The organism is Bacillus sp. FSL M7-0558 (assembly GCF_038003245.1).
Taxonomy (GTDB): Bacteria; Bacillota; Bacilli; order Bacillales; family Bacillaceae; genus Bacillus; species Bacillus pumilus.
Genome location: NZ_JBBOOU010000001.1, coordinates 3,040,535 through 3,059,124 on the forward strand (window position 1 = coordinate 3,040,535; position 18,590 = coordinate 3,059,124).

Consider the following 18,590-nt stretch of genomic DNA (forward strand, 5'->3'; position numbering starts at 1 on the left):
ATATTTTGAAAAAAATACGTGCTGTTATGCAGCACGTATGTTCATTTATACGACATCATATCCCTGTTCTTCAATTACATCAGAGATACGGTGCAACGTGACTTGATCTGGGTGAAATGAAACTTCCACCTCTCCTTTGTCTAAATGGACTTTCACAGATTCAACACCTGCTAGTTCTCCTACATTTCCTTCGACTGCTTTCACGCAATGTCCGCAAGACATGCCCTGCACTTGAAGTGTTGCTTGTTCCACTTCTCATCGCCTCCATCAATCATTTTCTACATTTACTATACCCTAGTAGGGTATCATTGTAAACATATAAATGCTACGATTTTGTCAGTTTCGTAAAAACCGTCATTAGCTCTTCAATGGCTTCATCTCCATTGCCGCTCTTAATCGCATCCGCTACGCAGTGATGTGTATGCTTTTCCATCAAATGAAGGCTGACCTTTTTCAAAGCCGCATTGATTGCGGAGATTTGATTGACAACATCTATACAGTAACGATCGTTTTCAATCATTTGCTGAATTCCGCGCACTTGTCCTTCCACTCGTTTCAGCCGATTAATCAATTGATCTTTTTCCTTCTCGGCTCTAGGCGAAGCCATATGTCTTTCTTCATGTTCTGTCATGTGATCACCTTTTTTCCATTATGACTTGTCTTTCCTTAAATTAAAGCATATCTCCACCGGAAAAGGCAAAGATATGCTGAATACACTCTATAGTGTTTGCTTTAGTTTGTTAATTGTTCAATGTCCTGCAATAGATTGACGGATTGCTGAAGCTGCTTAATCAATCCTTGCTGGTCCTCAAGCATGGCGGCAACGTCGATGTTGTCTGCTTTCAATTGCTGTAAATACGTCTGAATTTCCTCTGACAGCACTTTATTTTTTTCAATGATTTGCGCATGCAGGTCTTCTGCCATTTTTGGCGCTGTGACCTCATTAAAATCTTGAATGTCTGCCTTCAATGATTCAAGCTGCTGCGTTAATTCTGCCTTTTTGGCGGCGTTTTGGACAGCTTCTTCAGCGAGCTTTGGAAAGTCCTCTGTAAATTGCTGAATGTCTGTGACATAGTCATTTGCCTCAGTGACATATGTCGTTGTATCGTTGACTTGATCAAGTAAGCTGGAGCACCCGCTTAATACAAGCGTTCCGGAAAATAGGAAAGCTATCACATATTTTTTCAAGATCGATCATCCTTTCATCTGTGGGATTAAAAGCATCATTTGTTCAGCTTCCCTATCACACAGACTTAAAAAGACCTTAAAAATAGCCAGACCTTTGCCTCATGTGTGATAGGCAAAGGTCTGGCTAACATTGTTCATGCCGGAATGGCCGAGAAGCAATCGCTGCTTCTGTAATGACGACCAAACCGTAAAAGCTACTCCCCTTTAGGAAACTGTTCAAATGTTATGTTTATCATATCGAATGTCAGGACAACCGTCAATGAGAAGCAAGCGGTAGGTCAATTCTCTTCATAAAGCATATAATCCGCTCCAGTGGACGCATAAATCCGGTTGCGTCCTTGGCGTTTTGACATATACAAGGCCTGGTCCGCTTCAAATAGAAGAGTTTCTAATACATTTGGATCATAAGCTGTGTGAGCAATTCCAAAGCTCGCTGTCACTCGCACTTTTTCCTCATCATTCTCAAAGAAACTCATCTCAAACGAATGTCTAATTCGCTCCGCAATATGACATGCCTCTTCAAAAGAATGATGTGGCAGACAAATAGCAAACTCTTCTCCGCCATATCGTCCGAATAAATCGTCCATTTGTAAATGCTGCTGACAAATGGTGACAACATGACGCAGTGCCTCGTCTCCAATATGATGTCCATGCGTGTCATTGATTTGTTTAAAGAAATCAATATCAAACAGCATAACAGCCGTATCCTGCGCATCCTCTTCTAGGATCATCTGCGTTCGTTCTATGAATGAAGACCGATTGAAGATATTCGTCAATCCATCAATATACGCACGACGCTCCAGCTCTTCCTGCAGCAAACGCTGCTCTGTTACATCACTGATCACAATTTGCCTGCCCTCGATCTCTCCTCTTCTATTAAATAACGATGAAGCGGTCAGAAGATAATAGCTGGACTGATCTTCTTCCTTTTTCCACATTAAATCATATTGCGAATGATCCTGCGGAGAACGCAGCCACTGGAAGAACGCGGTATCTTTGATGATCCCTGAGAAAATATCGTCTATTTTATAGCCAATCCCCTTTTTATTAGAAAGTGCTGGAATGATCGATGCAGCAGCGGGGTTGTAATCTATGAGTGTCCGGTATCGATCTAAAATGAGAACCCCCTCAGACATATGCTCAAACACACGCTCCATCGCAATGGGAGAGAGCTTAAAGAGCTGGAACGACATAATCGCCCATAAGTAGAGTGCATTGGTTAAAAACATCACCACAGGGACAGGGTCAATATGAAGAGGTGTCACGCCTAATAAATAGATAAAAGATGTCGTGATTGGCAGTAACATACCCACTAGCAAAATTAGAATCTGCTTTAAATATTCTTTTTTTGTGACACGCAAAAACCAAACCAGCATAAAAATAGCGAGCATCGAACAGCCAAATGTATAGACACCATGAATGATATACCAATAGCCAATCGTAAAGTCAGCCAATAAAAATCCGTCTACCGGATTCATCGTGATGCTTCGATAAAAGAGTGAATGAAAAGAATTGGTGAACACCATAATGGTGGTGAGAGTTGGAATCAGTAAGATGAGAAGCACGCGGCGCTTTGTGAAATATTGATGGAATCCCGTAAATTGCAGCACAATCATTAGACTGAATGGCGCGATGAACGGAAGACCCATGTATTGAAAACAAACCCAGAACATAATCTCCCCAGGTGTACTTGCCAATAATTCAAATGTGTGCCCAAAGATATAAATCGCAGTTGCTCCAGACATGTACATAAACAATTGACAGCCAATATACCGGTGGCGGTTCGCATGAGCAATGATTGATAATATCACGGACAGAATGCCAGAAACACTCATGATCACAATAAAATGTAAAACAATCGAATCCATGTAAACGCCCCAATTTCAGTTATTTAGAACTAGTCTAATCTCACTATATATGAGGAAGTCACAAATGGGAAGATGTGATTTTGATTTGGGTGGAGGTTTTTTAAAATCTTTATGACATTTGTTTATTCTTCTTTTTTTACAAAACACCCCACAAGGGTCTTAAGACACCTTTTTAACTAATTAAAAATTCGCCGAAAATTAACTTCCAGCTCAATATAAAACCTACTTTTTTACCCTTTTTTATCATAATGACCACACCAGATTTTTTTTACAGTACAATGATGACAACATTAAATGGAAGGGGAAAACTTAATGAATAAAAACAATCGTAGTAAGATTTCTAAACTATTGATAGGCTTGTTAACAATTATCATATCCACAACGTTTTTTTCCAATGTAAGCTATGCGGAAGTGAAAAAATCAGATGATAGCAACTCTGAAAAAAATCAATCAGAACAAAAAGATGTTAAAAAGGCAAAAGTCAGTATGAAGGACATAAAGAAAATAGAGTCATATTTATATTTATCTAAAAAAGGAACACTTATTTTAAAACCAGATTATACTGATTTGAATCTAGATCATACAATAATTAAAGAAGTAAAGACATGGCTGAAGTATAGCAACCAATTAGTACTTGAAAAAAAAGCTGTTATTCAACCTGATTTTAGTATTAAAATGCTAGACGAATCTAACACTAATTCACTTGATCATAAGGTATCAACATTATCTAAAGGATGCGGGAAGAACGGTCACAATGTTTATTGGTGGGGATATAACTTATACTTTGATTGCAATGAGACCAGATCTTTATATCAGTCTTTCAAAGCTGGAGGGGGAGCTACTAGTGGAATCGCAGCCATTTCTAGATTCATACCCGTTCCTCCTACTCAACTAGCTAGTGCTATTGCTGGAGTAATTGGTGGAGGGCTTGTGGGATTTGGTCAAATGATTCAAGATGAACATGAAGGACATGGCGTAAGAATAAGATTTACTGGATTAGGTTATGCAGCAGTTCCATCTGGTGTATTCCCACAATAAATATAGGGAGGTAAAAAAATGACCTTCATCATTATCATGGCAGGTTTATTTATGCTCATTCTTTTAGATAAACCGTTTCAAAAAAGAAAGTCTGGTTTATTATTCTTAGTATGTTATTTATTACTCATTTCATTGTATATCATTAATACAACGTTTATGAAATTTATATCAAATAAACTTCTACTCATTATAGCTATTTTCGTAGTTAGCCCTTTGTTTATTCAATTCCTTAAACCTTCTCAAAAAACTGAACAGTGATTACTACAAAAAAAAGATGACGGACCGTCATCTTTTTTCTTATAGGACTTAGACAGATATTGCGATAGAATCATCATCGATTCACTTCTCCGTATACCTCATTTAACATGTCTTCCATAATATACGACTTAAATTCATCGTTCTCTAAAATCTTCATAAAGAATTCCTGATTGCTACTCATTCTGTCGATAACAAAATTCATAAATGTTTTTTCGAAAGCAAATTTGAAGTTTTCTTTTGTATTGTTTTTCGCTTTCTGACGAAGATCATCATCATTCAACATATCCTCTTTCACTTGTTCACGAGAAAGAAAATCTGTTTCTGTAAATGTTGTACCAAAGCGCTCATTTAACTTTTCTAACACGCTTGATAATCGCACCTTCTCATCTTCAGCTACACCACCAGCACCATGCTTCTGTGGATCAAGTTCAATGCCACCCGTTTTTTCCAACTCGATGCTTCCTTCGAATACCTTTTGATTTCGATAGTATTCAAGTGCGATATCATCAGCTAAATAAACGTCCTTATCACCAGTTGTACGAGGTAGTTTGCGCAACAAGTATGTTAAATAAATATATTGTTTGTGTAAGCTTAGATCAATAAACGTTACAACTTGTAGCACAAAACTATACGTACGAATAAATTTTGTTGCAGCTTGTTTAAAATCAACCTGTTCTTCTTCTGAAAGCTTTTTATATCGCTCTACACCTTTGTCAAGAATTGCATTTAACTCTGTTTGCGCCCTAGTTGACTTTTTCACACCGCCTGTTACTTCAAGTTCATTAACCCTTTGCACCTCATCTTCTTTAAATACTTGATGAGGCTCGATGTCAGCCTGCATATCATAAAGGATATTTGGGTCCGTAATTTCAGATAGACTTGTTGATTCGTAATATGGTTGGAACGAAGCTTTCATAACCTCTGGTTCATTTACAAAATCGAGTACGAATGTGTCCTCTTTACCTGGGCAAGTACGATTTAAACGAGATAGGGTTTGCACCGCTTTAATACCACTTAATGGCTTATCTACATACATCGTATGCAACAGTGGTTCATCAAATCCCGTTTGATATTTCTCAGCTACAAGCAATACTTTGAATTCATCTGAATTGAATTTATCAGGTAGCTCTTTTTCAGAGAAACTGTTCATGTCCGGCTCTGTATAATCTATTCCACCGTCTTTTACAGTACCTGAGAATGCCACAACTGTTTTTAAATCGTTATATCCCTTTTCATGAATATACTTATCAAAAGCAATTTTATAACGTACTGCATGTAAACGGCTTGCTGTCACGACCATTGCCTTGGCACGTCCACCAATTTTCCGCTGTACAAAATTCCGATAATGTTCAATGATAATTTCTGTTTTTTGTTCAATGCTGTGCGGATGCAATGAAACGTATTGAGCAAGCTTTTTGGTGGCTTGCTTCTTCGATACTTCAGGGTCATCATCGACAGTCTTGGCAATTTTCCAGAACGTTTTATATGTCGTGTAATTTTCAAGTACATCTAAAATAAACCCTTCTTCAATTGCTTGGCACATTGTATATTGATGAAAGGCCTCTGGCTTACCATCAATACCAACTGTACCAAACTTTTCTAACGTCTTAGGCTTGGGAGTCGCTGTAAAGGCAAAAAACGATACGTTATCCTGTTTCCCACTTTTCAAAATGGCTTCTATAATTTTCTCGTCTACATCAACTAAGTTTTCTTCGGCAATCCGGTCTTCCTCATATGCTGCTTCTAACGTCTTATCTGATAAAACATTTGTTAAGGCAGTAGATGCTTTACCACCTTGAGATGAGTGCGCTTCATCGATAATAACTGCATATTTTTTTCGCTCTAAGCCCGCTACTTTTTCCAAGATAAACGGGAACTTTTGGAGCGTTGTAATAATAATGCGTGTTTCACTATTAATAGCACGTGCTAATTGCTCTGAATTTTTATCGACTGGCTCCACCATTCCTGCTTTATGCTCTAACTGATACACTGCGTCTTGCAATTGCTTATCTAACACTCGGCGATCGGTAATCACAATCACACTACTAAAGATCGATTCATTTTCATCGTTATGTAGCTTAGCTAAACGGTGTGCAAGCCACGAAATCGAGTTCGTCTTACCAGATCCCGCAGAGTGCTGAATTAAATAATTATGACCGACAAGCTTTTGTGCAACATCTGCTTCTAACTTACGTACAACATCAAGCTGATGGAAACGAGGGAAAATGAGCATTTGACGCTCACCTATTGTTTCACCGTTTGAATCTTTAATATCGTCTTTCTTAATAAAGATGAAGCGATATATAATATCAAGTAAGCTATCGGGTGCTAAAATGTCTTCCCATAAATAATGCGTTCGATAGTTATCACCGTAAGTTAACGGATTGCCTTTCCCGCCATTATTTCCTTTGTTAAATGGGAGGAAGTACGTTTTGCCTTTATCAAGCTTTGTTGTCATAAACACTTCATCTGGGTCAACGGCAAAGTAGACAGCAACACGCTCATTAAATTTAAATAGCTGCTCACGTGGATCACGATCATTCTTTAATTGTTTCATCGCATCTTCAACTGTTTGGTTTGTTAATGGATTTTTCAGCTCCATCACTACAAGTGGTAAACCGTTTAAAAACAGCACCATATCTAAGCTATTGTTATGCTTATCACTGTAAAACACTTGGCGAGCAACATTAAAACGGTTTTTCCTGTACTGCTCATTTAATGTTTTATTCATATCGGTGGGTGGCTGGTTATACGCAAGTTGTAATGTGACACCACGATCTTTAATCCCTTTACGTAAACATTCAACCAAACCTTGTTTATGTAGCTGATCTTTAATGCGCTTTAACACTTGTTCTTGATAAGTAGGACCATACGATTTCTCTAACGTACGCATCCGCTTTTCCTGCGTATCTTCTAAAAATGCAAATAGCTCTTCTACGTCGATTGCATGCTGCTTGAAAAAGTTACTTGCCTCACCTTCTAACACACGCTTTTTATAGCCATTCGCGATTAATGCTAATTCGATATTTGTCTCAAAACCTGTTTCTGTAGTATCGATAGCCATTACTATTCACCTCACTTCATCAAGTTCCATATCACGTACGTCGATTTTGCCTGTTACTGCTTCGTAGATCAGGGATTGGCGGTATTCTTTTAGTTTTTCGATTTGATTTTTAATAAGAGTTATACTTTCTTCAATCGCTAAAGTTTTTTTCTTTAAATAAGATGCTATTTCTTCTTGTTCCTCTAATGAAGGTAGTAAAACAGTAAAATTTCTTAATAAGCCCTGTGATAATGATGCTCTTGTTACAAGATTCATTTCCTTAACAAAGTAGCGCTTACCTAATGCACTTCTAAAATAAAATCTCGCAAATCTTGGACTTAAACGATTTGTAATCGGTCTAAAACGGATTAAAAAACCTGCAAATGTTGCTTCATTAATTGTTTCAAAACATGTTGAAGCTATTCCAATTTCATCGATAGTTTCTGAAGTACGTGTGAAAAATACGTCACCATACTCAACTGAATAAAGTTTCTTATCTTTTTCAGTAGCATTAACTAATCCGCTAGCCACTTTAGGTAAAACTTCATTTTTATATACATCACCATAACTAATAAATGGCGAACCAAAACCAAATTCATCAGAAGATTTACTGATACCATTTTGCAAACGTCCTAAATACCCAACCTTGCTAAGATCCCAATGCTCAGGAATATCACCAATCCACTCAACACCTGAATTTTTAATTTTCACATTCGAATTTAAACCTTTTGTAACAGCTTCTGTGATGATTGATTGACGTTGTTGTTCTAATAAATCTATTAATTTATTTTTAGATATTATTAAATCATTGATTTTTTTATCTTTTTTGGACAAAAATTTTGATATTATTCGCTGCTCTTCTAAATTTGAGGGGATTTTTATTTCTAAGTTTTTTACATCTTCAGTTGTGACTGCCTCAAATGTACTTCCCTTAACTAATGTTAATAATCTAGAATTGGCCTCTATTAATCCATACAATAAATAGTCCCTATCTACATCATCCTTAGGAGTTATCGAACAAAGACCTCGCCCTATAACATACTTTTGGTCTGACAAATTCAATGACCCAACTGGAGCACGAACAGACATTAAAATATCATTAGGCATAGAAAATTTATTTGCTTTAACACAATAATTTACAGGAATGGGGTGTGATTCACCAAACTCTGCCTTCCCCTGTAAAAAGGGTGTCCCTACGCCTTCTTGATTCACACTCTCTTGTTCTGGTGATTGTCCCATGTTAATACGAGAAATATACTTTAACTTGATTCTCATCCAATCACCTTCTTCAACTGCTCAGCAATCTCCGCTTCTAATGTACGAATCTCGTCCATAATTTCTGCTGAGCTGCGTAATGCTGTGTATTTGTAGAATTGGCGAGTGAATGGAATTTCGTAGCCGATTTTTGTTTTTGTTTCATCAATCCATGCGTCTGGTACATGTGGTAATACTTCACGTGCAAAGTAGTCATGAATGTTTTCTTTTAACGGTACGTTTTCAGTATCACGTAAATCTGTATCTGGTTCGATGTCTGTTTTATTTTTCATGCATACCTCGGCTGTTTCATCTTTTTCAGAAAGACCCGCTAAAATTGCTTTTAATACAGGAGCGCCGATAGTAATACCCGCTTGCTTCAATGCATCTTTTAGTACTTTCGTGAACACATCACGATTTTTATATACTGTATCGCTTTCTAACGTGCGTAACACATATATAATTTGCGTTTGTAGCTTCTTACCTTCTTCAATTTCAAAGTGACCTGCATCGCCTTTTTTCTTCGATATTGCTAAGTTCTCAAAGCCTTTTTGCTCTACAACACGTGCCAAGCGCTCTTCATTTACTTGGAAGTTTAAACGTAATGGACGTTCTACTGTAATTTTCGAATAACCAAAGTCTTCATTCTCAAAAATCTTCACGTACTCATTTGGCTGTGCATCACCGTATAAACGAACAATCTCATTCATTTGCTCTTCCGTAATTTCGTTACGCTTGCTACCCATCGACTTTTTCATTTTTTTCGAGAAGTCTACAGCATTGACTAACCGCACTTTCCCTTTATGAAGGGGTGCTTTATTGTTCGTTAAAATCCAAATGTACGTGGCAATGCCTGTGTTGTAGAAAAGATCGTTCGGCAATGCCACAATCCCTTCTACTAAGTCGTTTTCAAGCACATACTTTCGAATTTCACTTTCACCAGAACCTGCATCACCTGTAAATAACGGCGAACCATTCATAATAATGGCTAATCGAGAGCCTTGAGGATTTTCTGCTGTGACTGGTTTCATTTTTGAGATTAAGTGCATGAGGAATAATAGCTGCCCATCACTTGTTCGAGGCGTACCAGGTCCGAAACGACCATCAAAACCTTGTTTATCATGTTCGTTTTTAATCGCCTTCTCATATGATTTCCAGTCCACTCCGTACGGTGGATTTGAAATTAAGTAATCGAATGTATCATGTGGGAATTGATCGTTTGATAACGTATTCCCTAAACGGATATTACGTGCATCTTCACCTTTAATAAGTAAGTCTGCCTTACAAATGGCATAGGATTCAGGGTTAATTTCCTGACCAAAAAATTCTAAATGTGCTGTTGGATTTTGATTAAGTAAATATTCTTGCGCAACTGAACCCATACCACCTGTACCAGCTGCACAGTCATACAACGTTTGTGTTAAACCTGGTTTCGTTAAAATACTCGCATCATCATGTAAAAATAACAAATGTGTCATTAAGCGAATAACTTCACGTGGCGTGTAATGATCCCCTGCTTCTGCATACTCATTGAAACGACGAATTAGTTCCTCAAATACATAACCCATCTCAATGTTTGAAACTGTTTCTGGATGTAAATCGATTTCACTAAAACGTTTAATCGTTAAGTATAATAAGTCATTTTGATCAAGCTTATCGATTTGGCGATCAAAGTCGAAGTGCTCCATGATATCACGAGCCACTTTCGAGAAACCATTTATATAGTCACGTAAGTTATCAGCGATATTATCAGCGTCTGTTAATAGCTTGTTAAAATCATACTTACTTATGTTGTGAAAGTTTTGCTTAGAAACACGATTTAAAATCTGCTCACGTGCTTCATCTGTCATATTTGGATACTGCTCTGCTTTCACTAACACTTCTTCTTTTGTGCTTTCTAATACGCAGTCAAAACGGCGTAATACAGCTAATGGCAAAATAATTTCACCATAGTCTTCTGGCTTATATGGCCCACGTAAAATCTCTGCAATTGACCAAATGAAGCTTACTTTATCTTGGAAGTTGATCATGTTATGTACCTCATTCTAAATTTATTTTCCCGACAATAATCCTTGTAAATATAATGCAATATTACATTCAATTATAAATGTTCCAACAACAAAACGTAACTGCAAAAAATAGAAACTTTAACCAAAGCATTGGAATTGGTAACTCTTCAGGCCAACCTGATATAAAGAACTCTTACTATTAGCTCTACACATGGTAAATTTAAATCACCGACAATAGAAAAAAGCCAAAACCCTTAATATGAAAGGACTTTGACCTCATTGATTTCCTTCGAAATCATATGTATGGAGACGGTGGGAGTCGAACCCACGTCCAGAGACATCGATTACTTAAGCGTCTACGAGCGTAGTCAACATATTTGGTGTTCACTCATCCTCATGCCTGCTGACGGGCGCTTGGAGAGCTAGTCTGATGGATCTCTTCTTACGTCCTCAGACGAAAACGTAAGCGTAGCCTACTTCATTGGGCTCCTCACAGACACATAGGCGATGTCAGGAAGAGCTCGCTGCACTTATTAGGCAGCTAGTGCTAAGTTTTGGTTAAAACTTTTAGTTTTGCCAGTTACATTTAGTGCGTGTTAACGAGATCGCCTCTCGGCTCGCAGCTCAAGCTCGAACCGCCCCTGTCGAATCCGTAACGTCCCCTTGTAAAAGGGATATACGGGATGGAAACGTTCAGCTTAACTGCTTCCGTATATAACTATTATAACAATCTCATCGCTTGAAACAACTGGTGGTTTCTGTAAAAAAAGCGGTGGCTGTTTACTGCATATCATATTGTAGCATAGTATTGATGCTAGCAGCAAGCAATCTGTCCCGGGCTAGAATTGCTTTTGTCGATCACGGAAGGCACGGTCGATTTCGCGTTTTGCATCTTTTTTCTTAAGATCTTCACGTTTATCGTATTTCTTTTTCCCTTTACCAATTCCGATCAACACTTTGGCAAAGCCATTTTTTAAATAGAGTTTCAGAGGCACGAGTGAGTAGCCCTCTTCCTTTGTCGCACCAATCAATTTACTGATTTGCTTGCGATGAAGTAGCAGCTTTCTCGTTCTCAGCGGGTCATGGTTATAACGGTTCCCCTGCTCGTATGGGCTCACGTGCATGTTGTGAAGAAACACTTCTCCTCGCTCAATTTTGGCAAAGGAATCTTTTAAATTCACTTTTCCTGCACGAATCGATTTGATTTCAGTTCCTTGTAACACAAGGCCAGCTTCATACGTTTCTTCTATAAAATAGTCATGATTTGCTTTTTTGTTTTGGGAAACAACCTTTCCCTCTCCCTTTGGCATTGGCGTACACCCTCCTTTTGACACAAACACGGTCCAAATCGTACGGATTATTTTATCAAACAATCCAGCTTTAGACAACGCTGACGCTATGTGGTCAAAAAGCAAATAGAGCGTGATGCCCTATTTGCTTTTTGTCACGTTACTTTTTCTTTTTACGCTTTTGTTTTGGTGCGTTATCAAATACGCGTTTTTTCTTTTTCTTCTTCTTACGGCCTGTGAACCAGTCACTTCCGCCTTTATCCTCTTTGGCTTTATCCCCAGAGGCATTTTGGCTTCCGTGCCCTTTTTTCGCTGGTGAATCTGTCCGTTTTTTAAACTTAAAATCTTTTGGCGATTTACGGCGGGTGCCTTTCATGCCGACGATTTCAAAATCAATCGAGTGCTCATCTTTATTGACATTCACCACTTTGACTGTGATTTCATCACCGATACGGTAGACATTTCCTGTGCGTTCACCGATCATGGCAAAGTGCTGCTCATCAAAGCGATAGTAGTCGTCTGTCATGTAGCTGACATGAACAAGACCTTCAATTGTATTCGGCAGTTCAACAAATAGTCCGAAGTTTGTCACAGAACTAATCATGCCATCAAACTCTTCACCGATTTTATCAAGCATAAATTCTGCCTTCTTGAGATCATCTGTTTCACGCTCTGCATCAACTGAGCGGCGCTCCATTGTAGACGCATGATCTGCAATTTCAGGAAGCAGCTGACCCCACTTTTCTAGAGTTGCTTCGTCTGTCTTTTTCTGAATCAAATAGGTTCTAATCAGTCTATGCACGATTAAATCCGGATAACGGCGGATCGGTGATGTGAAATGTGTATAGAATTCCGTTGATAAACCAAAATGGCCGATGCTTTCTGGATCATATTTCGCCTGTTTCATCGAACGAAGCATGACAGTTTGAATCACAACTTCTTCTGGTTGATCCCTCACAGCATCAAGTACACTTTGAAGTGCACGCGGATGGATGTTTGTCGACGTTCCTTTCACAATGTAACCAAACGTTGTCACGAACTCTAAAAAGCGCTGAAGCTTCTCAGGATTTGGTTCTTCGTGAATTCGATAAATGAAAGGTACATTCAACCAGTGGAAATGCTCTGCAACCGTTTCGTTTGCAACAAGCATGAATTCTTCAATTAATTTCTCTGCGACTGAACGCTCGCGAACGACAACGTCTTTTGCTGCGCCTTCATCATCTACAAGTACTTTTGCTTCCTTGAAGTCAAAGTCTACTGCCCCGCGCTCCATCCGTTTTTCGCGAAGGATCTCTGCAAGCTTCTCCATCTCTTGGAACATTGGGACGAGCGGCTCGTATTTGTCTATAAGCTCCTCGTCTTGATCGACTAAAATCTTATTCACATCAGTATAGGTCATTCTTTCCGTCGTTTTGATCACACTTTGGAAAATCTCATGTTTGACGACCTTCCCATTTCGATCAATGACCATTTCACAAGACAGCGTGAGACGATCGACCTTCGGATTCAACGAGCAAATACCGTTTGACAGGCGGTGCGGGATCATAGGAATGACGCGGTCTACGAGATATACACTCGTTCCACGCTCATAAGCTTCCTGATCAATCGGAGAGTTCTCTGTGACATAATGAGAGACATCTGCAATATGCACCCCTAGCTTATATTTGCCATCATCCAGCTTTTGCACCGTAACGGCATCATCTAAGTCCTTCGCATCTGCTCCGTCAATGGTTACAATCGTTTCATTGCGTAAGTCACGTCTGCCTTCTAGGTCTTTTTCATCAATCGTTTCAGGTGTGTCTACTGCCTGCTGGAGCGCTTCTTCTGGGAACTCACCTGGCAGGCCGTGTTTATGAATGATTGATAGTATATCAATGCCAGGGTCATTTTTATGACCAAGGATTTCAGTGACTTCGCCCTCTGCACTCATTCTTCCTTCTGGGTAGCTAGTCAGCGTCACGACCACTTTATGCCCTTCGACCGCTCCATTTTTAGCGGATTTCGGGATGAAGATATCGGTTGTGATTTTTTTATCATCAGGAATGACAAAGCCAAAGCTTTTCGTTTCTGTATAGGTACCAACAACCGTCTGAGTATTACGCTCCAGAATTCGGATGACAGTCCCTTCTTTTTTTGTGCCGTTTGATTTGTGGCTGACACGAACCATGACCGTATCACCATTCATCGCTGTGCCTAGCTCATTAGGCGGAATGAAAATATCATCCTGTCCAAACTCTTCTGGTGTCACAAATGCAAAGCCTTTTGCATGAGCAGACAGCTTTCCTTTTACCAAGTTCATTTTTTCCGGTACACCGTAGCGATCGCTGCGCGTGCGAACGATGAGTCCTTGATCTTCCAGCATCACAAGTGCTTTGACGAGCTCTTTATAATCATCTGGATTGGTAATCTCCATCATCACTTCCAGCTCTTGAACGGTTAACGGTTTATACGCTTCATCTTTCATAAAAGCGAGTAATTCATTCATAAATTCTTCTTTTTGCACACTCTAACCCCCTATATATTTAAACTGACCAATCAAGTGATTCTAAGAATGCATATACATCCTGATGAACCTTCTCGCGCTCTTTATCAAGCGTGATCGCATGGCCTGATTCTTCATACCATTTCAAATGCTTTTGATCTGTCTCTACTTCGTTGTAAATGATATTCGCACTGTCTGTATTAATCATATGATCGTGACGTGCCTGAACAACAAAAGTAGGTGAATAAATCATGTCGACATTGTTTCTGACATCTGCAATGAGTTCTTGCAGGCTCCTCAGTGTATCCATTGGCGTTTTCTTGAACTCTTCCATTTCCTGTTCAATTTGGTCCTCTGACTTACCCTCGAATTTCTTATAGTTACGGGCATATTCTAGTACACCCTGGTACATGACTTCTTCACTTTTTATGTACATAGGTGCACACATAGGTACAATTCCCTTTACAGGTACAGTGTAACCTAATTTCAATGAAAAAACTCCTCCGAGGGATAGTCCGCAAACTGCAATTTCCTCATAGCCTTCATCCTTTAAGAATTGATAGGCTTCTTGTACATCCTTCCACCAGTCATCCGGTCCAAAATGGACAAGCTCTTCTGGCGGCACGCCGTGTCCTTTATATTGTGGTGCATGACACGTATACCCTCTTTCGTTCAAATAACGGCCTAGCATTCGAACATCGGCTGTATTCCCAGTAAAACCGTGAAGAAGAAGCACCGCCTTTTCTCCACCTTTAAACGTAAATGGTTTTGGTGTAACAACTTTCATGATGTGACTTCCTTTCCTTCCGATATGGTTTATATTTTCCACTTGTATGTATGAAACAAACACAAAAGAGTGCTGATAATAAAAAAAGGTCTGAAAAAAGATCAGACCTTCTGTTACTCGCGCTTTATACGCCTAAATATGCCAATGCAAGTGTTAAGATGAAGAAAAGCACTGACAAAATAACCGTTAAACGGTGAAGTATCAAGTCAAGACCTCTCGCTTTTTGCTTACCGAAAAGCTGCTCGGCTCCACCTGAAATAGCGCCTGACAGTCCAGCACTTTTACTAGATTGTAACAATACAACGATGATAAGTGCGATACTGACAATTACGAGTAATGTGATAACAAATGCGTGCATGAAAACACCTCCAGACAAACTGGTACACATAACTATATTTTACATGAAAACAAGGTGCATGTCACGAAACATCAAAATAAAGATTCCCTCTAAATTCTGGACTTTACTCGTTATTTTGATTCAATTTCATTCCAAAGAGTAGTATGCAGCATTTTTTATATGCAATTTTCGGTTAAAAACACGTTTTTAACGGGTTGCTTCTTCTTTCAATAGCTGTTTTAATTCTACTAACAAACGTTCAGCTCCTTCAGGACTCAGCATCACTTTCCCATTTCCATAGCTTTTGTTATACTTCGTCACTTGTCCAGTTAACAGGCAGCTCTTATCTGCATCATATTTTTTCAGCATAATAGTTTGATCTTCAATGAAAATTTCTAAAAGCTGCTCTTCTTTAATATTGAGTACCTTGCGCATTTCTGAAGGCAGAACAATTCTGCCTAGTGAATCAATATGTCTGACCATCCCAGTTCTTTTCAACGACATTGCCTCCTTGATCATTTCATTCATTGACTTTTGTCAACATTTTCATAGTAAAATAGATCTTCAAATTTTTTATCAAAGTAATGAATCATTTTGCCAATGACAAGCTGGCCTGGTTTCCGATGACCATTTAATACCCTGCTGAGTGTGGCAGGAGAAATGCCAATTTCATCAGCGAGCTGATTTAAAGACATATCGTTTTCGATCATATACTGCATGACATAAGTCCGCCTGATCTGAATCTTTTCGACCATCATTACAACCTCCTATGGAATCAATATGTACAACGTGTAGGTGCTCACATGAAACAGATTCATTAACTTAAGTCAACACTTTTACCCCTCTGCTATTTCCTTTGGTCAATGATCATACTAAAATAAGTCATATACTGAAATGTGAGGTTCGATGTCATGAATCACTTTGGTGAACAATTACGCATTTTAAGAGAAAATAGAAAAATGTCTGTCAATCAACTCGCCATGTATTCAGGTGTAAGCGCTGCTGGTATTTCTCGAATCGAAAATGGAAAGCGTGGTGTGCCGAAGCCTTTAACCATAAAAAAATTAGCACACGCCTTGAAGGTGCCTTATGAGGATTTAATGCTGCTTGCCGGTCATATTGAACAGGAACAAGTTCATGAAATGAAACCAAAATATGAATCCATGTTGAAAATCTATCAAACGGCGCTTCAAAAGGATGTAGAACATCTTCCCATTTTTGACGGAGACCTATGGGAAAGGCTATCCGCACAAGACATCAGCCAGCTGAATGAATACTTTCTCACGCTCATCAACCAAAAAAAGACGAACAAATAGCGGGGCATAACCCTAAGATACATTCACTATTAACTAATGTCAATATTTTCATGGTATACTTGTTGCCAATAGTCAACAAATCAAGTAAAATAGATATATCTAATCTATAACCATGTGAGGTTTTGCCTTGATGAACTTTGGTGCATACTTAAGAGCATTACGTGAGGAAAAGAAGCTGTCAGTGAACCAATTAGCGATGTATTCAGAAGTCAGTGCTGCTGGTATTTCTCGTATTGAAAATGGGAAACGCGGCATTCCGAAGCCTCCTACGATAAAAAAACTAGCCGTTGCATTAAAGGTTCCTTATGAGGAAATGATGCAGGCTGCGGGCTATATTGAGGAAGCCTCTTCTGTCCATCAGCTGAAGGAAGAGGAAACGGCATTATCCAAAATAAAGGAAGCCGCAGCGCAATATGAACTTGGTGATCTCGAGCTATTTGATGGAGACATTTGGTCAACTCTTTCGAAAAAAGAAATAGAAGATCTTAACCGCTATCTGTTATTTATATTAAACAGCCGTTCGTCATCATAGAATGTTTTGATCATTAACAAGCTTTTTGAGCTGATTTATGACAAATTTACGGTATAATGGGTTCAGATTGGAGTGAAGAAAGATGAATCAATCTGACATGTGCCCGCGGTTTGAAAAAGCAGTTGAGTTATTGAGTAAACGCTGGGTTGCACTGATTGTTTTTCAGCTTCTCTCAAGTCCGCAGCGCTTTGGTGAAATTGAGGCCGCTCTGACAAATTTAAGCGGAAGAGTATTATCTGAGAGATTAAAAGAGCTGGAAGCAGCAGGCATTGTAAAACGGGAGGTTTTTGCTGAAACACCCGTGCGTATTGAGTATTCTTTAACTGATATGGGGCGTTCCCTTGCACCCGTTTTTGAGGAAATTTCGAAGTGGTCTACTGAATGGATCACGCTTGAATCATAAAATACCCGCATGTGAACTGCCTGATCATCATAAAACTACCTCCCTTACAGATGTAAGGGAGGTTTTGTCTTTTCAACCGCTTAAGCAGATGTCATGTTTTTTTCAGCTAATGCTTTTCTTTCTTTTTTCTTGTTCGTTGGGCTTAAATAGCGTTCGAGCCAGCCCATGACTAGGTCAGCGATAATGGCCATGAGTGCAGTTGGAATAGCACCTGCTAAAATGATGGCTGTTCCGTTTGTGGCGTTTGATCCTCTGATGATGATATCACCTAGACCTCCCGCGCCAACAAATGTCCCAATCGCTGTAATGCCGATAGCGATGACCAGTGCAGTTCTTAAACCAGCCATAATAACCGATAAAGCAAGCGGTAATTCAACCATTCTCAGCACTTGCCATTTCGTCATGCCCATCGCTTTACCCGATTCTAAATAAGCATGTTCAATGCTGACAATCCCTGTATACGTGTTGCGGATGATCGGCAACAGCGAATACAGAAAGAGTGATATGATGACTGTATTTGCGCCAAGTCCTAACACGAGCATCAACACGGAAAGCATTGCTAACGCCGGTATGGTTTGAATGACGTTGGTAATGGCGAAGATCCAATTGCTTAGCTTACGGTAATGCGCCACAAAGATGCCTACTGGAATTCCGACTATTGCCGCAAACAGCACCCCATACGCTGACATGAGAAAATGCCGATAAAATTCTTCTAACACATATGAACCGTTCTGCTGATAATACGTCCATAATTGCTGCAGTGTGTCCATCAGCCGTGACACCTCC

General features: G+C 39.2%; 18 protein-coding genes and 1 other RNA gene. 4 read left to right on the top strand and 15 right to left on the bottom strand.

Annotated elements, in window-relative coordinates; genetic code table 11:
• Positions 1-45: 45 nt before the first annotated feature.
• The 4 genes from copZ to MHB79_RS15535 all read right to left on the bottom strand — a co-directional run bounded on the left by copZ (position 46) and on the right by MHB79_RS15535 (position 3,056).
• Entirely contained in the window at positions 46-252 is a 207-nt protein-coding gene (gene copZ, locus MHB79_RS15520; protein WP_012011271.1) for a copper chaperone CopZ, read from the bottom strand.
• 73 nt (positions 253-325) lie between these two features.
• The gene (locus MHB79_RS15525; RefSeq protein ID WP_061409635.1) at positions 326-631 is read right to left on the bottom strand and encodes a metal-sensing transcriptional repressor; all 306 of its coding nucleotides are present in this window, start codon (positions 629-631) and stop codon (positions 326-328) included.
• Positions 632-732: 101 nt separating this feature from the next.
• Positions 733-1,188 (bottom strand): DUF6376 family protein, encoded by a 456-nt coding sequence (locus MHB79_RS15530; RefSeq protein ID WP_003213149.1) that lies wholly within the window; start codon positions 1,186-1,188, stop codon positions 733-735.
• A gap of 278 nt (positions 1,189-1,466) precedes the next feature.
• Entirely contained in the window at positions 1,467-3,056 is a 1,590-nt protein-coding gene (locus MHB79_RS15535) for a histidine kinase N-terminal 7TM domain-containing diguanylate cyclase (protein ID WP_340990149.1), read from the bottom strand.
• A 312-nt stretch (positions 3,057-3,368) separates the two neighbouring features.
• Between MHB79_RS15535 and MHB79_RS15540 the strand changes: the two genes are divergently transcribed.
• Complete coding sequence (locus MHB79_RS15540) at positions 3,369-4,094, top strand: hypothetical protein (protein ID WP_340990151.1); 726 nt, start codon at positions 3,369-3,371, stop codon at positions 4,092-4,094.
• A gap of 331 nt (positions 4,095-4,425) precedes the next feature.
• On the opposite strand, the gene MHB79_RS15545 is transcribed toward MHB79_RS15540, so the two are convergent.
• The 10 genes from MHB79_RS15545 to MHB79_RS15590 form a co-directional block, all read right to left on the bottom strand.
• Positions 4,426-7,416 (bottom strand): type I restriction endonuclease subunit R, encoded by a 2,991-nt coding sequence (locus tag MHB79_RS15545; protein ID WP_340990153.1) that lies wholly within the window; start codon positions 7,414-7,416, stop codon positions 4,426-4,428.
• A gap of 6 nt (positions 7,417-7,422) precedes the next feature.
• Positions 7,423-8,670 (bottom strand): restriction endonuclease subunit S, encoded by a 1,248-nt coding sequence (locus tag MHB79_RS15550; protein WP_340990156.1) that lies wholly within the window; start codon positions 8,668-8,670, stop codon positions 7,423-7,425.
• The gene (locus tag MHB79_RS15555) at positions 8,667-10,679 is read right to left on the bottom strand and encodes a type I restriction-modification system subunit M (protein ID WP_340990158.1); all 2,013 of its coding nucleotides are present in this window, start codon (positions 10,677-10,679) and stop codon (positions 8,667-8,669) included. Before MHB79_RS15555 ends, MHB79_RS15550 begins: the two co-directional genes overlap by 4 nt.
• A 280-nt stretch (positions 10,680-10,959) precedes the next feature.
• Positions 10,960-11,321, bottom strand: a transfer-messenger RNA (tmRNA) gene (ssrA, locus tag MHB79_RS15560).
• Positions 11,322-11,497: 176 nt separating this feature from the next.
• Entirely contained in the window at positions 11,498-11,968 is a 471-nt protein-coding gene (smpB, locus tag MHB79_RS15565) for an SsrA-binding protein SmpB (protein WP_003213153.1), read from the bottom strand.
• Between the two features lie 139 nt (positions 11,969-12,107).
• A complete protein-coding gene (rnr, locus tag MHB79_RS15570; protein WP_226804071.1) occupies positions 12,108-14,450 on the bottom strand; it encodes a ribonuclease R in 2,343 nt (780 codons plus the stop codon).
• 19 nt (positions 14,451-14,469) lie between these two features.
• The gene (locus tag MHB79_RS15575; protein WP_050944165.1) at positions 14,470-15,216 is read right to left on the bottom strand and encodes an alpha/beta hydrolase; all 747 of its coding nucleotides are present in this window, start codon (positions 15,214-15,216) and stop codon (positions 14,470-14,472) included.
• Between the two features lie 124 nt (positions 15,217-15,340).
• Positions 15,341-15,574, bottom strand: a complete 234-nt coding sequence (gene secG, locus MHB79_RS15580; RefSeq protein ID WP_003212746.1) for a preprotein translocase subunit SecG — start codon at positions 15,572-15,574, stop codon at positions 15,341-15,343.
• Between the two features lie 186 nt (positions 15,575-15,760).
• Positions 15,761-16,051, bottom strand: coding sequence for an AbrB/MazE/SpoVT family DNA-binding domain-containing protein (locus MHB79_RS15585; RefSeq protein ID WP_003213714.1), 291 nt, complete (start codon positions 16,049-16,051; stop codon positions 15,761-15,763).
• Between the two features lie 26 nt (positions 16,052-16,077).
• A complete protein-coding gene (locus MHB79_RS15590; RefSeq protein ID WP_003213379.1) occupies positions 16,078-16,311 on the bottom strand; it encodes a helix-turn-helix domain-containing protein in 234 nt (77 codons plus the stop codon).
• Between the two features lie 153 nt (positions 16,312-16,464).
• Between MHB79_RS15590 and MHB79_RS15595 the strand changes: the two genes are divergently transcribed.
• The 3 genes from MHB79_RS15595 to MHB79_RS15605 all read left to right on the top strand — a co-directional run bounded on the left by MHB79_RS15595 (position 16,465) and on the right by MHB79_RS15605 (position 17,804).
• Positions 16,465-16,869 carry a helix-turn-helix domain-containing protein gene (locus tag MHB79_RS15595; RefSeq protein ID WP_003213200.1) on the top strand — a complete coding sequence of 135 codons (405 nt, stop codon included), beginning with the start codon at positions 16,465-16,467 and terminating at the stop codon, positions 16,867-16,869.
• Between the two features lie 130 nt (positions 16,870-16,999).
• Positions 17,000-17,401, top strand: coding sequence for a helix-turn-helix domain-containing protein (locus MHB79_RS15600; RefSeq protein WP_340990160.1), 402 nt, complete (start codon positions 17,000-17,002; stop codon positions 17,399-17,401).
• Positions 17,402-17,483: 82 nt separating this feature from the next.
• A complete protein-coding gene (locus tag MHB79_RS15605; RefSeq protein WP_050944175.1) occupies positions 17,484-17,804 on the top strand; it encodes a winged helix-turn-helix transcriptional regulator in 321 nt (106 codons plus the stop codon).
• A gap of 80 nt (positions 17,805-17,884) precedes the next feature.
• On the opposite strand, the gene MHB79_RS15610 is transcribed toward MHB79_RS15605, so the two are convergent.
• Positions 17,885-18,574 (bottom strand): ABC transporter permease, encoded by a 690-nt coding sequence (locus tag MHB79_RS15610; RefSeq protein ID WP_003213726.1) that lies wholly within the window; start codon positions 18,572-18,574, stop codon positions 17,885-17,887.
• Between the last annotated feature and the right edge of the window lie 16 nt (positions 18,575-18,590).